Consider the following 13,959-nt stretch of genomic DNA (forward strand, 5'->3'; position numbering starts at 1 on the left):
ACTCCGGTTCAGGCGCCGCCGCCGGCGATCAGCCGTAACGGCGGCGCGGGCGAGCGGGCGATTGGCGCCGGCGCGGCGAGCGCCGGGGCGACATGGGCGTGCTCCTGGCCGGGCAGGCGGAAGCGCGCGGCGGTGCGTTCCAGCTGCTGGGCCTGCCGGCTCAGCGCGGCGGCGGCGGCAGCGGTCTCCTCGACCAGCGCGGCGTTCTGCTGGGTCACATGATCCATTTGCGTCACGGCGCTGTTGATCTGTTCGATGCCGCCGCTCTGTTCATTGCTGGCCAGCGCGATCTCGGACATGGTGTCGGCCACGCCGCGCACCTGGGTCACCACCCGGGCGATGGTGCGACCGGCGTCCTGCACCTGGCGGCCGCCCTCTTCCACCTGCCGGATCGATTCATCGACCAGGCTCTTGATCTCGTGCGCCGACTTCGCCGCGCGCTGCGCCAGCACCCGCACCTCGCCCGCCACCACGGCGAAGCCGCGGCCGGACTCGCCGGCGCGGGCCGCCTCGACGGCGGCGTTGAGCGCAAGGATATTGGTCTGGAAGGCGATGGCGTCGATGATGGCGGTGATGCCCACCACCTCGCGCGCGGTGCGGTCGATGGCGGCCATGGTGCCGATCACGCGTTCCACCGCTGCGCCCCCGTCGCCGGCGGCGTCGGCCGCAGACGTGACCAGCCGGCTGACGTCGCGCGCGCGGTCGGCGTTCTGGTGCACGGCGACGGTCAATTGCTCCAGCGAAGAGGCGGTCTCTTCCAGCGACGAGGCCTGCGATTCGGTGCGGGCCGACAACTCCATGCTGCCCTGGGCGATCTCACGCGAAGCCTGCAGCATGGAAGCCGAACCCTCGGCCACCTCGGAGATGATGCCCACCAGCGCGCCGTTCATCTGCTCCAGCGCCTGCAGCAGGCGCGCGGTCTCGTCGGTGCCCGCGGCATCGACATGCTGGCGCAGGTCCCCCTCTGCGACCGTCTGCGCGAAGCCCACCGCCCGCGCCAGCGGACGCGTGATGCTGCGGCTGATCCACCATGCCAGCAGCGCGGCGACCAGCATTGCCGCCACGCCCAGGGCGATCATCAGCTCGCGCGCCGAGCTCACGATGCGGCGCGATTCGCTGCGGCTGTCGCGCACGATCTGGTCCTGGTATTGCACCAGTTGCTGGATCGTGTTTTGCAGCTTCTCGATATTGGGAATGATGTGGGCGCGCACCAGTTGCGCGGCTTCCTTGTCCTGGTCGCGTTCCAGCAGGATGCGCACGCGGTTGAACGACTCCGCGAACACCCGGCGCGCCTCGCGCACCTCGCCCACCAGCTGCTTGCCGCGTTCGCTCGCCACCAGGCGGTCCAGCGTCTCCAGCGATCCCTTGATGGTGGCGATGTTCTCGTCCACCCGCGCCAGCGTACGGCGCTCCTCGGCCTTGTCGTCGATGATGAACAACGACAGCAGGCGCGCCGCGTTGGAACGCGTCAGGGCGTCGATGGTGCGCGCGGCCTCCAGCTTGGTCCAGTCCTGGTCCATGACGCGTTCCTCGATGTCGGCGATGCGCGCCACCTGGACGATGGCTACCCCGATCAATACCGCCATCGCCGCCAGCACGATGGCAAATGCGCCGCCCAGGCGCGCCCCGATGGAAAGATTTGCAGCACCGCCCATGTCGATCCCCTTTTTTCAAGAAAAAAGCTCCCCCGCCGCGCCCACACCGGTGGATGCGGATCTGGACAGACCGCCTGGAAGCCTTTGATAGCTGTTGGAACGAAGTCTAGATTTGCGCCAGCCCGGCCGGGGCGCACACAGCCGGCCACGCGCGAGGAACACAGTTCCGGCGCGGCCGCGGCCGTGCCGGCGCCGATGCGGTACAGATCAGACCAAGGTATGGGGGATACAGACCATGGGGGGATGGCGCCGCGGCGCGCGCCTTCCTATGCTGGGAACAAACAAGCCATACCGGGAAATCAACGTGCATATCGAAGTCATGGGGCAATACGAGATCGTGCTGGAAGCCTTCCGCAACCTGAGCAATACGGCATGGACGCCCTTCGTCACCATCTATCGCGGCCGCTCCGCCTCGTACCAGAGCATCTGCGTGATGCAGCGCCAGCAGGTCGACACCGATACGCCGTCCTTCAGCCGCGACCAGGCGATCGACGCGGCGCGCAGGTTCGCGGCGCAGCGCATCGCGCGCGGCCGGCTGTGATGCGCGCGCCACAGCCTCATACCTTGGTATAGATGCGGGGCCGCCGGGAAGCTCGCACAATCGGATGCAACATCGAATGCAGTATCGCCATGCCGTACCACCATCGATTATCGGAGAGCAACATGGATACCTGGCTGATCACCAACGCCAACAGCAGTTTCGGGCTGGAACTCACCGCGGAGCTGCTCGCGCGCGGGCATGCGGTGGCCGCCACCGTGCGCAGCGAGAGCGAGCGGCGCGCCTATGAACTGCGCTTCGCGGCGCGCCCGCTGTGCTACGTGCTGGACGTCACCGACAGCGACGCCGTGCGCGCCACGGTCGACGAGATCGAGGCCGTGACCGGCGGCATCTCGGTGGTGGTCAACAACGACGGCGGCGGTTACCGCGGCATGATCGAGGAAGTGACGCTGCACGAGATGCGCGCGCACTTCGAGGCCAATGTGTTCGGCGCCATCGCGGTGATCCAGGCGGCGCTGCCGTACATGCGCCAGCGCCGCGCCGGACGTATCTTCAACATCCTGCCGGTGGCTTGCCAGGAAGAAGCGCTGGGCGCCGGCGTCTACCACGGCAGCAAGTCGGCGCTGGAGGGCATGACCGATGCGCTGGCGCGCGAGGTGGCGCCGTTCGGCATCCACGCCACGGCGGTGACGCCGGGCTGCTTCGCCGACGCCAGCGGTCGCCAGGAAATCCACGACGGCGGCCGCGCGCGGCGCCGCATTGCCGACTATCACCGGCAGATGGCGCGTCCGGCGCCGGACTCGTCCAGCCTGGGCGACCCCGAGCGCGCCGCGCAGGCGGTGCTGCTGGTGGCCGCCACGCGCCGCCCGCCGCGCAGGTTGCTGCTGGGCAGCGCCGCGCTGGACAACGTACGCCGCAAGATCGGCGACCTGCAGGAAGAATTGAGCGACTGGGAACTGGTGTCGATGAACACCGACCTCATGACCCGCCGCGCCTGAACCCGGCCGCCGGCCTCAGCCGCGGCGGCCGAGTTCCTCGAAGCGATGGTCGGGCAGGAACCACAACCCGGCCAGCAGCACGTAGATGGCGTTGGCGCCCGGCGGGCTCCACCATGACAGCGGGATGGCCAGCGCGTAGAGCAGGATGGAGAGGGTGTTCTTGCGGCCGTGGCCGATCACCGCCGCCAGCGAGGGATGGCCCTGTTCGCTGTGGCGCAGCGCGCGCTTGAGCAGCAGGAAGGACAGCGAGCACATCAGCAGCACCAGGCCGTAGCAGGCCACCGGCACCGCGTCGCGATGGTGGCTGGCGATCCAGCCGGTGACGAAGGGAATCAGCGACAACCAGAACAGCAGGTGCAGGTTGGTCCACAGCACACGGCGGTCGACCTGGGTCGCGGCCTGCAGCAGGTGGTGATGGTTGACCCAATAGATGCCGACATAGACGAAGCTGAGCACATAGTTCAGCAACTGCGGCATCAGCTCCAGCAGATCGTCCAGCGTGGCGCCGCGCGGCGTCTGCAGGCCCAGCACCATGATGGTGATGGCGACCGCGATCACGCCGTCGCTGAAAGCCTCCAGGCGCGACTTGTTCATTTGGCGGCCGCCGCGGGGGCGCCGGCCCGGCCAAATTCATTCCACACCATCACCGCCAGGATCGCCACCGGCGCCAGCAGGCCGGCGAAGCCGAACGCATGATAGGCGAAGGCGGCGGCAATGGCGCCGATGCCGAAGGACAGCACCGGCCACAGGAACTTCATGCAGCGTTCGGTGGTGGCGCCGTCGGCGCCGCCGCGCAACACATCCACCGTATCGATCACCACCTGCGTGACGTTGCCCGTCATCAGCGAGGTCGGCGCCAGGTGCGCCAGCAGCAGGCGGCTGATGGCGCTGTGCACGCCCATGGCGACGGTGCCCAGCAGGCCCGCGGCCATCACCCAGCCCGAGGTCGGCGACTGCACCGGCTCGGCGGCCATGCCGCAGGCCATGAATCCCACCAGCAACACCATCTGCAACAGGAAGGACCAGGCCAGCGCCGGCCCGTTGCGGCGCTGGATGGCGACGATGAACAGGCGCGCGCCGGCGACGCCGGCGACGAATGCCGGGAAGGCCAGGAACTTGAGCAGGATGGACATCTGCGAGCTGTCGGCCAGCGCCGCGCCGATCAGGATGAAGTTGCCGGTGACGTGGGCGGTGAACAGGCCGAACAGGGCGATGAAGCCGAGCGTATCGACATAGCCGGCGAGGAAGGCCAGGCTGGAAGCCTGGAGGCGGTTGCGTTGGGCGGGATTCATGGAGACTCGCTGTGATGAAGGTGGCAGGGCGCGCGATGGGTGCGCGCGTCGGTGGCCGACGATATCACCGCGGCGGCCGCATGCCCATTACCTGTGGGGATAGGTGACGGCGACGTTGTCATTCATGCAAGCAGGCCATCCCGCGCTGTCGAGCCGAGCGCGTTTTGTACAAAAAACAGCACATTCATACAATCCAAAACGATTGCGAATGCACATCATGTGGGCGACCGCGGCGCACCTTCCATGCGGCCCGGCGTCCGGGCGGCGACAGCGGGATGCGGCATCGGCCGGGCGTTTCGCGCCCGCCATGCTCCTGCGGCGACGACTCCAGCAACCGGCACGATGGACACCACATGGAAAGAACAGTATTTGTCGTCGACGACGATGGCATGGTCAGGGAGGCGCTGCTGCGGCTGCTGGCTTCGGCCGGCCATGCCGCGCGCGGCTTCGCCTCGGCCGACGAGTTCCTGAAGGAACGCCTGCCGGGCGCGCCCTGCTGCCTGATCCTGGACATGAAGATGCCGGGCGCCGACGGCTTCGACGTAGTGCGCCGGCTGGAGCGGCGCGGCGACCGCATTCCGGTGATCTTCATCTCCGGCTACGGCACCATCCCGGTGACGGTGCAGGCCATGAAGGCCGGCGCCCACGAATTCCTGACCAAACCCATCCACGGCGATCGCTTGCTGGAGTCGGTCGGCGAGGCGCTGGAAATCGCCGGCCGCCAGCTCGTCGCGCGCACCGAACAGGCCGCCTCGACGCTGCGCCTGGAAACGCTCACGCCGCGCGAGCGCGAAGTGCTGGAGCTGGCCATCGGCGGCCTGCTCAACAAGCAGATCGCCACCGAGCTCGGCATCAGCGAGATCACGGTGAAGGTGCACAAGCGGCGCGTGATGGATAAGATGCAGACCAAGACCCTGGCGGACCTGGTGCGCGCAGCCGAGCGACTGCAGATCAACAGCGCCAGGAACCGCTGACCGCGCCGCGGACACGATACGAAAGGACATGCCATGAGCGACACCAACCGCGCCGACCTGCGCCAACTCTCTTCCGACCTGCGCAAGCTGCACAAGCTGCTTATCGAGTGCCAGTCGCGCGTCTTCGGCGCCGTCGGCACGCCCTTCGATCACCTGCAGCTGGTGACCAACCATCCCGACTTCGCCTGGCTGCGCATGTTGTCCGAATTCATGGTGGAGGTCGACGAGCGCCTGGACGAAGAAGCCGCGCCCACCGACCAGGAACTGGGCGCCTTCAAGGCGACGCTGGAGCAACTGATCGGACCGGCGCCGGCCAGCCGGCCCGAATTCCGCGAGAAATACCTGGCCGCCCTGCACGATTCGCCCGAGCTGACCATCCAGCACGGCGCGGTGCGCCTGGCGCTGGGCCGGCTGGAGCGGCGCGCGGCCTAAGGTCGCGCGCCGTCGCCGGACGGCCTACTGCGCCCGCAGCCAGGCCGCCGGCGCCACGCCCAGCACGCGCTTGAACACGCGGCTGAAATGGCTCTGGTCGGCGAAGCCGCATTCCAGCGCGACCTGGATCATGCTCTTGTCTTGCGGCGCCAGCAGGCGCTGCGCCTTGTCGATGCGCTGCGCCTGCAGCCATGCATGCACCGGCATCCCGAAGGTATTCTTGAAGGCGCGCGCGAAATGCGCGCGCGACAGGCCGCATTGCGCCGCCACCTCGGCCAGCGTGAGGCGGCGCGCCAGGTTCTCCAGCATGTAGTCGCGCACGCGCGACTGTTGCCATGCGGCCAGGCGGCCGGGCGCCGGTTGCGCCTCCTGCTTGCCGTAGCGGCTGCACAGGTGGGCGTGCAGCGCCAGCGTCAGGCCATCGATGAACAGGCTGTCGGCGACCGGCTCCTCCAGCATCGGCACGGCCGCCTGCGCCAGGTGGAACACCACCGGGTCGCGCGCGGCCTGCACCGGGTTCAGCGCCGAGATCCGCAGCCCGTGTTCGCGGCTCAACTCATTGAGCGTGCTGCGCGGCAAGTGGAAGCGCAGGTTGTCGTACGCCGAGAGATGCTGGCAGCGCCACTCGTCGCGCAGGTCGGTGATGGCCATTTCGCCGCGCCGGTGCGAACCGGCGTGCACCAGGCGCTTGCCGCGCCACAACTTGTGGTGGCGAAAATCCTCCAGCTGCACGATCACCGAGAAGGCGTCGTCGCACGGGATGTCGATCACCGGCGGCGCCGGCAACGGCTGCGCCAGCGTGGCGCGGAAGACGCCGATACCTGAGCGCGACGGCGCGCTGCTGCGCAGGATCGGAGATGGCGGAATTGGCGCGGATGGCAAGGTGGGCATCATCGGCTCCGGAGGATTGGCAAACAGGCAATGCGAATGAAAAAGGGACGGCCGCGACCCGCGCCGCCACCGTCCCCTGCAGGCAATATACGGAAGTTCCGTCGCGCCCGCAAACTCCATCTCGCTCAGCCCACGCCGCGGCCCGACTCGAACAGGAACCAGGCGCGCTGCTCGGCCTCGTCGATCCAGTTTTCCAGCAGGCTGGCGGTGGCGACGTCGCCGTGCTCGCCGCACAACTCGTGGGTGGCCAGCATGAAGCCGACCAGGCGCAGGTTGTCCTCGCGCAGCTCGGCCAGCATGTCGGCCGGCGTCACGTAGTCGCTGTCGTTGTCCGACAGGCGCTGCAGCTCGCCGATATGGCCGGTGGAGCGCAGCGTGGTGCCGCCGATCTTGCGCACCCGCTCGGCCACCGCATCGGTGATGGCGATGATCTGCTGGGACTGGTCGTCCAGCAGCAGGTGATAGTCGCGGAAGTGCGGTCCCGACATGTGCCAGTGGAAATTCTTGGTCTTCAGGTACAGCGCGAAGATGTCGGCCAGCAGCATGTTCAGGCCGCCGGAGAGGTCGCGGCGGGCCTGTTCGTCCAGCAGGCTGGGGGTGGCGAGCTGCGCCAGGCGGCGCTGCTCGAGTTCCTGGCGTTTGGTGGCGTCCATGTGGTTTCCCTTCATGCCTTGAGGAAGGCCAGCAGGTCTTCGTTGAGCTGGTCCTTGTGGGTGAAGCACAGCGCGTGCGGGGCGCCACCGTAGAGCTTGAACTGCGCGCCCGGCACCATGGCGGCGGCCAGCTTGCCGGTCACTTCGGCCGGCACCACCTGGTCGTCGTCGCCGTGGATCACCAGGGTGGGGATGTCGAACTTCTTCATGTCGGCGCGGAAGTCGGTTTCCGAGAAGGCGGTGACGCAGTCCAGCGTGCCCTTGAGCGAGGCCAGCATGGCGATGTTGAAGGTTTGCGCCAGCACGCCCGGCGACACCTTGTGGCCGGGGCGGTTGGTGCCGAAGAACACGGTGGAGAAGTCCGAGAGGAATTGCGCGCGGTCGGCGCGCAGGCCGGCCTTGATGCCGTCGAACACATCCTTGGGCACGCCTTGCTCATGGCCCTCGGCCTTGCCGAAGATCGGCGTGACCGCGCCCAGCAGCGCCGCCTTGGCGACGCGCCCGGTGCCATGGCGACCGATGTAGCGGGCGACGTCGCCGCCCCCCATCGAGAAGCCGACCAGCACGGCCTCGCGCAGGTCCAGGGTTTCGATCAGCTGGTGCAGGTCGTCGGCGAAGGTGTCGTAGTCGTAACCGCTCCACGGCTGGCCGGAACGGCCGAAGCCGCGACGGTCGTAGGCGATGACACGGTAGCCGCGCTCGGCCAGGAAGTTCATCTGGTATTCCCACATGTCGCCGTCCAGCGGCCAGCCGTGGCTGAAGACGACCGGTTGGCCGCTGCCCCAGTCCTTGTAGTAGATCTCGGTGCCGTCGCGGGTGGTGATGGTGCTCATGCTTGCGCTCCTTGTAAGTGGCGGATAGTGGGAAGTGGCGTCCGCCCGCCCTCGTGCGGCGGACGGACCTGGAAAACGGCGGCAAGTGGCCGCGCTCCCGGCGCATCGCCGGGAGCGGACGGGTCGAACGGGAACGGCCGTGGGATCAGGCGTGGCGGCGGGCAGCGCCCAGGCGCCAGCGGCCCGGACCGCACAGCGCGATCGCGGTGAAGATCACCAGCAGCAGCCAGCCGAACTGGCCCTCGGCGATGCTCCAGTCCGGGTGCACCGCCAGCATGGCGATGAGCAGCACGCCGATGACGGGCAGGCAGGCCAGCCGCGTGAAGACGCCGACGGCGATCAGCAGCGGGCACAAGGCCTCGGCGAAGATCGCGGCCCACAGCGAGAGCGCCGGACCCAGGCCGAAAGGATCCTCGATGACGGTCAGCTCATGGGCGTAGTGCAGCAGCTTGGGCAAGCCATGCACGTAGAACAGCATGAAGCTGCCGGCAACGCGCAGGAACAGCAGGCCTAGATCCAGGGGGGGCGTCGGCAGCGCCGACAGCCGGGCAGGTTTGCGCGCTTGCATGATCAGAACGCGAAGCAGCTGCAGCCCAACGCGCCCCAGAAGCCGGCGAAGTTGGATACAGGGACGGTGGACTTGCGCGCCGTGTCGTGCGAGTGGCCGTGCACGCCGCAGGAACCCGCGCAGGCGTGCGGCAGCGTCGCTTTCTTCTGCTGCGCCTGCTTGGCGGCGACGGCGCGGTAGTGGCCCGGGACCTTGGCCACCGGCGACCATTCGGGCAGCACCGGGATCTCGCCCGGGCCGTGGGAGGAGAAGGCGCCGGCGCCGTAGACCACGCGACCGTCGACCACCGTCATCACCGATTCGATGGACTTGATCTCGTCTTCATGCACGCTGAAGAAGTCGGCCGAGAGCACCGCCAGGTCGGCCAGCTGGCCGGCCTGGATGCGGCCCTTCTTGTTCTGCTCGCTGGAGAACCAGGCGCTGCCGGCGGTCCACAGTTCCAGCGCGGTCTCGCGCGGCAGGCGGCCGGCCGCGCCATACAGCCTGGCGCCGCCCACGGTGCGGCCCGAGACCAGCCAGTACAGCGCGGTCCAGGGGTTGTAGCTGGCCACGCGGGTGGCGTCGGTGCCGGCGCCGACGGGCACGCCCATCTCCAGCATCTTGGCGATCGGCGGGGTGTGCTCGGCGGCTTCCACGCCGTAGCGGTCGATGAAGTATTCGCCCTGGAAGGCCATGCGGTGCTGGATCGCGATGCCGCCGCCCAGCGCCTTGACGCGCTCGATGTTGCGCTCGGTGATGGTCTCGGCGTGGTCGAACATCCAGTGCAGGCCGTCGAAGGGAATCTCGCGGTTGACCTTCTCGAACACGTCCAGCATGCGCGAGATCGACTCGTCGTAGGTGGCGTGCAGGCGGAACGGCCAGCGGTTCGAGACCAGGTGGCGCACCACGCGTTCCAGTTCATCCTCCATGCCGGCGGCCAGGTCGGGGCGCGGCTCCAGGAAGTCCTCGAAGTCGGCCGCCGAGAACACCAGCATCTCGCCGGCGCCGTTGTGGCGGAAGAAGTCGCTGCCGTCGCCGGGCTTGACCATGCCGGTCCACTTCTGGAAGTCGGCCAGCTCGCCGCCCTTGTTCTGGGTGAACAGGTTGTAGGCGATGCGGATGGTCAGCTGGCCTTCGTCGGCCAGCTTGTTGATGATCTGGTAGTCCTCCGGGTAGTTCTGGAAGCCGCCGCCGGCGTCGATGGCGCTGGTCACGCCCAGGCGGTTCAATTCGCGCATGAACTGGCGGGTGGAGTTGACCTGGTATTCCAGCGGCAGGGTCGGTCCCTTGGCCAGCGTGGCGTACAGGATCATGGCGTTGGGACGGGCGATCAGCATGCCGGTGGGGTTGCCCGCGGCGTCGCGCACGATCTCGCCGCCCGGCGGGTTGGGCGTGTCCTTGGTGTAGCCCACCGCCGCCAGCGCGGCGCGGTTGAGCAGCGCGCGGTCGTACAGGTGCAGCACGAACACCGGCGTGTCGGGCGCGGCGGCGTTCAATTCTTCCAGCGTCGGCATGCGCTTTTCGGCGAACTGGAATTCGGTCCAGCCGCCGACCACGCGCACCCATTGCGGGTGCGGGGTGCGCGCGGCCTGGTCCTTGAGCATGCGCAGCGCGTCGGCCAGCGAGGGCACGCCTTCCCAGCGCAGCTCCAGGTTGTAGTTCAGGCCGCCGCGGATCAGGTGCAGGTGCGAGTCGTTCAGGCCGGGGATGGCGGTGCGCCCGCCCAGGTCGATCACCTTGGTGTTCGCTTGCTTGAGGCGCATGACCGACGCCGCGTCGCCCACCTCGATGAACTTGCCGCCGCCGATGGCGACCGCGTCGGCGATCGGGTTTTGCTTGTCCACGGTGTGGAACTTGCCGTTGATCAGGATCAGGTCGGGCGTGGTGCTTGCTGCAGTCGTCATGTTGGCTCCGGGCAAAGGGTGTTGGCGTGTAGTCCGTCGCATCGACGCCCGTCGCGGCCGGGCGATCCCGTACGGATCTTGATCTGTTTGTCAGTGACCGCAGTGTGCAAAAACGCCGCGCGGGCGTCTAGCTATACGAACAGATAATGGCAGCGCCGTCCCCCCTTGCCTATGATCGCCTCCGGCAGCCGCCGCTCTCCCCGGCGCTCGCCCACCTCCTCCACCCTCTACGGATCCGATCATGACCACCAACACCAAACTCGAAGTGCTCACCCCCGACAATTGCCAGTTGATCATCATCGACCACCAGCCGCAGATGGCGTTCGGCGTGCAATCGATCGACCGCCAGGTCCTCAAGAACAACACCGTGGCGCTGGCCAAGGCCGCCAAGGTATTCAACATCCCGACCGTGATCACCACCGTCGAGACCGAAGGCTTCTCCGGCTACACCTATCCGGAACTGCTGTCGGTATTCCCCGAGCACAACATCCTGGAACGCACCTCGATGAATTCCTGGGACGACCAGAAGGTGCGCGACGCCCTGGCCGCCACCGGCAAGAAGAAGATCGTGGTGGCCGGCCTCTGGACCGAGGTCTGCAACAACAGCTTCGCCCTGTGTGCGATGGCCGAAGGCGGCTATGAAATCTACATGGTGGCCGACGCCTCCGGCGGCACCTCCAAGGAAGCCCACGACTACGCCATGCAGCGCATGATCCAGGCCGGCGTGATCCCGGTGACCTGGCAGCAGGTGATGCTGGAATGGCAGCGCGACTGGGCGCGCAAGGGCACCTACAACGCCGTCATGGACATCGTGCGCGAACACTCGGGCGCCTACGGCATGGGCGTGGACTACGCCTACACCATGGTGCACAAGGCCGAGCAGCGCCCGCACGGCAACCAGAAGACCCTGGCGCCGGTGCCGGCCAAGTAAAGAGGCCCGCAGCAGCCACCGCCGGCGCGGCCCTCCCCGGACGACGGGGCGGGCCGCGCCGCGTTCCGACGACACGACGGCCAACAACATGACCAGCTATCTCATCTCGCTTTGCGCCGGCATCCTGATCGGCGTCTTCTACGCGCTGTTCAAGGTGCGCTCGCCGGCGCCCCCGGGCATCGCCCTGATCGGCCTGCTCGGCATGGTGCTGGGCGAACGATTGATCCCCGTGCTCAGCCACCTGCTGGCCGGCTGAGCGGCAACCACGGAGCACGCCATGAAGCCTTACCTGATTTCCCTGCTGATGGGCGCCGTCGCCGGCGCCCTCTACTACGCCTTGCAAGTGCAGTCGCCGGCGCCGCCCATCATCGCGCTGCTCGGCCTGCTGGGCATGCTGATCGGCGAGCAGCTGGTGCCCATCGTGCGCCGCAAGCTCGCGGGCGAGCCGCTGACGGCGGCCTGGTTCCGCCGCGAATGCGTGCCCAAGATCACCGGCGCGCCGCCGCCGGAAGATCGCCAGTAAGAAGCAACGCCTGCGGCCGCCGGTCGCGGCGGCCCACCCACCGACGCCGCGCCGGCAGGATCCGCGCGGCGCCGTTCCATGGCTGACTACGATGACGAGAACGGACAATGACGGGGCGCCCCCTTGCCCTGTCGCGGTGATCGACGACGACCACGGCGTGCGCACCGCCCTGTGCAACCTGTTGGATTCGGCCGGCTACCGCAGCTGCGGCTTCGCCGCCGGCGAGGAATTCCTGGCCGCCGCTTGCCTGCATGAGGCCGCTTGCGCGATCGTCGATCTCGGGCTGAGCTGCATGAGCGGCTTCGAGCTGGCCGAACGGCTGGCCCGGCTGCGGCCCGGCTTGCCGGTGATCCTGATGTCGGCCCGGGACGGCGCGGCCCAGCGGCAGCGCGCGGCGGAATTGGATGCGGCGGCGCTGCTGCACAAGCCCTTCGACGCCGAGACGCTGCTGGCGCGATTGCGCGCCATCCTGGCGGCGCCGGGATCGGGCACAATGCGGTCTTGACGCCCGCCACCAGGAACACCCCGTGCCTCCCTCCCCCGCTCCCGCCGATCAACGCCGCACCGAAGCCGCCGACAGCAATGAGGCCTTCACCGACGCCCTGCGCGAACTCGGAGGCGAGCTCGGCGACGCCGCCTCGCCGGCGCTGGAGCGCATCGCCGCCGCCTACGCCAGGCTGCGCCGCGAGAACGAGCACCTGGCGCGCACCGAGCGGGAACTGCGCACCAGCCAGGAGCTGCTCAAGCAGGGCGAGCGCTTCAACCATACCGGCAGCATGCGCTACCTGGTGCGCGAAGACCTGATGTTCTGCTCCGACGAACTGTGCCGCATCTATGGGCTGGAAGAGGGACGCAACTGCATCACCTACGACGAGTTCGCCGCGCTGATGCATCCCGACGACCGCCAGGAAGTGATCGACACCGTCAACACCGCGGTGGCCATGGGCGGCACGATACGCGTGGAACACCGCATCTGTCGGCGCGACACCGGCGAGGTGCGCTACATCTCCGGCATCGGCAAGCCGGTCTGGCTGGACGGCACCTTCGTCGAGTACGTCGGCACCGCCACCGACATCACCGTGCGGCGCCAGGCCGACTTCGCCATGCGCGTGGCGCAGGCCGACCTGGAACGCGTGGCGCGCGCCAATACGGTGGGGCAGCTGACGGCCTCCATCGCGCACGAGGTCAACCAGCCGCTGATGTCGATCGTCTCCAACGCCGGCGCCAGCCTGCGCTGGCTGGACCGCGATCCGCCCAACCTGGAGAACGCGCGCGCCGGACTGCGCGACATCGTGGCCGAAGGCCAGCGCGCCGGCGGCATGATCGCCGGCCTGCGCGGGCTGGCGCGCAATACCGAGCCGGTGTTCGAGCGCATCGACGTGAATGCGGCGATCCGCCACATCATGGCCATCTCGAGAAGCGAACTGGAGCGGCGCGAGGTGTCGCTGAGCCTGGCGCTGCTGCCGGGCGAAGCCTGGGTGCTGGGCGACATGGTGCAGATCCAGCAGGTGCTGCTGAACCTGGTGGTCAACGCCATCGAGGCGATGGCGCAGGTGCGGGAGCGGCCGCGCGTGCTCAGCGTCAGCTCGGCCGGCGCCGGCGACCAGCGCCTGGAGGTGACGGTGCAGGATACCGGCGAAGGCGTACCTCCGGATGCGCTCTCGCGCATCTTCGAGGCCTTCTACACCACCAAGGAAGACGGTATGGGCATGGGACTGGCGATCTGTCGCTCCATCGTCGAGCATCACCGCGGCCGGCTCAAGGCGGCGGCCGTCCATCCGCACGGCATGGCGATGCGCTTCGACCTGCCGCGCGTGCCCTGAGCAG

General features: G+C 68.3%; 17 protein-coding genes. 9 read left to right on the top strand and 8 right to left on the bottom strand.

Going from position 1 to position 13,959, the window contains the following annotated elements:
• Positions 1–8 precede the first annotated feature (8 nt).
• A complete protein-coding gene (locus Herbaro_RS20715; protein ID WP_275011488.1) occupies positions 9–1,655 on the bottom strand; it encodes a methyl-accepting chemotaxis protein in 1,647 nt (548 codons plus the stop codon).
• Between the two features lie 304 nt (positions 1,656–1,959).
• On the opposite strand from Herbaro_RS20715, the gene Herbaro_RS20720 reads away from it, so the two are divergent.
• Positions 1,960–2,196, top strand: a complete 237-nt coding sequence (locus Herbaro_RS20720) for a hypothetical protein (protein ID WP_275011489.1) — start codon at positions 1,960–1,962, stop codon at positions 2,194–2,196.
• 122 nt (positions 2,197–2,318) lie between these two features.
• Positions 2,319–3,152 (top strand): SDR family NAD(P)-dependent oxidoreductase, encoded by an 834-nt coding sequence (locus tag Herbaro_RS20725; protein WP_275011491.1) that lies wholly within the window; start codon positions 2,319–2,321, stop codon positions 3,150–3,152.
• A 15-nt stretch (positions 3,153–3,167) separates the two neighbouring features.
• Here Herbaro_RS20725 and Herbaro_RS20730 read toward each other — a convergent pair whose 3' ends face one another.
• Together Herbaro_RS20730 and Herbaro_RS20735 are read right to left on the bottom strand one after the other, a co-directional pair.
• On the bottom strand, positions 3,168–3,746 hold the full coding sequence (locus Herbaro_RS20730; protein ID WP_275011492.1) for a TMEM175 family protein: 579 nt from the start codon (positions 3,744–3,746) through the stop codon (positions 3,168–3,170).
• Complete coding sequence (locus Herbaro_RS20735) at positions 3,743–4,444, bottom strand: YoaK family protein (protein WP_275011493.1); 702 nt, start codon at positions 4,442–4,444, stop codon at positions 3,743–3,745. The genes Herbaro_RS20730 and Herbaro_RS20735 overlap by 4 nt, the downstream gene beginning before the upstream one ends.
• Before the next feature lie 353 nt (positions 4,445–4,797).
• On the opposite strand from Herbaro_RS20735, the gene Herbaro_RS20740 reads away from it, so the two are divergent.
• Positions 4,798–5,418, top strand: coding sequence for a response regulator transcription factor (locus Herbaro_RS20740; RefSeq protein ID WP_275011494.1), 621 nt, complete (start codon positions 4,798–4,800; stop codon positions 5,416–5,418).
• Positions 5,419–5,451: 33 nt separating this feature from the next.
• Positions 5,452–5,850 carry a hypothetical protein gene (locus Herbaro_RS20745; protein ID WP_275011495.1) on the top strand — a complete coding sequence of 133 codons (399 nt, stop codon included), beginning with the start codon at positions 5,452–5,454 and terminating at the stop codon, positions 5,848–5,850.
• Between the two features lie 24 nt (positions 5,851–5,874).
• Here Herbaro_RS20745 and Herbaro_RS20750 read toward each other — a convergent pair whose 3' ends face one another.
• The 5 genes from Herbaro_RS20750 to Herbaro_RS20770 form a co-directional block, all read right to left on the bottom strand.
• Complete coding sequence (locus Herbaro_RS20750) at positions 5,875–6,741, bottom strand: AraC family transcriptional regulator (protein ID WP_275011496.1); 867 nt, start codon at positions 6,739–6,741, stop codon at positions 5,875–5,877.
• Between the two features lie 125 nt (positions 6,742–6,866).
• Positions 6,867–7,394 (bottom strand): Dps family protein, encoded by a 528-nt coding sequence (locus Herbaro_RS20755; RefSeq protein WP_275011497.1) that lies wholly within the window; start codon positions 7,392–7,394, stop codon positions 6,867–6,869.
• An 11-nt stretch (positions 7,395–7,405) separates the two neighbouring features.
• Positions 7,406–8,227, bottom strand: a complete 822-nt coding sequence (locus Herbaro_RS20760) for an alpha/beta fold hydrolase (RefSeq protein ID WP_275011498.1) — start codon at positions 8,225–8,227, stop codon at positions 7,406–7,408.
• Between the two features lie 145 nt (positions 8,228–8,372).
• On the bottom strand, positions 8,373–8,795 hold the full coding sequence (locus Herbaro_RS20765) for a DoxX family protein (protein ID WP_275011499.1): 423 nt from the start codon (positions 8,793–8,795) through the stop codon (positions 8,373–8,375).
• 2 nt (positions 8,796–8,797) lie between these two features.
• On the bottom strand, positions 8,798–10,678 hold the full coding sequence (locus Herbaro_RS20770) for an amidohydrolase (protein WP_275011500.1): 1,881 nt from the start codon (positions 10,676–10,678) through the stop codon (positions 8,798–8,800).
• Positions 10,679–10,919: 241 nt separating this feature from the next.
• On the opposite strand from Herbaro_RS20770, the gene Herbaro_RS20775 reads away from it, so the two are divergent.
• From Herbaro_RS20775 to Herbaro_RS20795, 5 genes are all read left to right on the top strand, one after another.
• Positions 10,920–11,609, top strand: a complete 690-nt coding sequence (locus tag Herbaro_RS20775) for a hydrolase (RefSeq protein ID WP_079217732.1) — start codon at positions 10,920–10,922, stop codon at positions 11,607–11,609.
• Between the two features lie 88 nt (positions 11,610–11,697).
• Positions 11,698–11,865 carry a DUF1427 family protein gene (locus Herbaro_RS20780; protein WP_446719287.1) on the top strand — a complete coding sequence of 56 codons (168 nt, stop codon included), beginning with the start codon at positions 11,698–11,700 and terminating at the stop codon, positions 11,863–11,865.
• A 21-nt stretch (positions 11,866–11,886) separates the two neighbouring features.
• Positions 11,887–12,132 (top strand): DUF1427 family protein, encoded by a 246-nt coding sequence (locus tag Herbaro_RS20785; protein WP_275011501.1) that lies wholly within the window; start codon positions 11,887–11,889, stop codon positions 12,130–12,132.
• A gap of 91 nt (positions 12,133–12,223) precedes the next feature.
• Positions 12,224–12,637 (top strand): response regulator transcription factor, encoded by a 414-nt coding sequence (locus tag Herbaro_RS20790; RefSeq protein ID WP_275011502.1) that lies wholly within the window; start codon positions 12,224–12,226, stop codon positions 12,635–12,637.
• A 22-nt stretch (positions 12,638–12,659) separates the two neighbouring features.
• The gene (locus tag Herbaro_RS20795) at positions 12,660–13,955 is read left to right on the top strand and encodes a sensor histidine kinase (RefSeq protein WP_275011503.1); all 1,296 of its coding nucleotides are present in this window, start codon (positions 12,660–12,662) and stop codon (positions 13,953–13,955) included.
• Positions 13,956–13,959: the final 4 nt, after the last annotated feature.

This window comes from Herbaspirillum sp. WKF16 (assembly GCF_028993615.1).
Classification (GTDB): domain Bacteria; phylum Pseudomonadota; class Gammaproteobacteria; order Burkholderiales; family Burkholderiaceae_D; genus Herbaspirillum.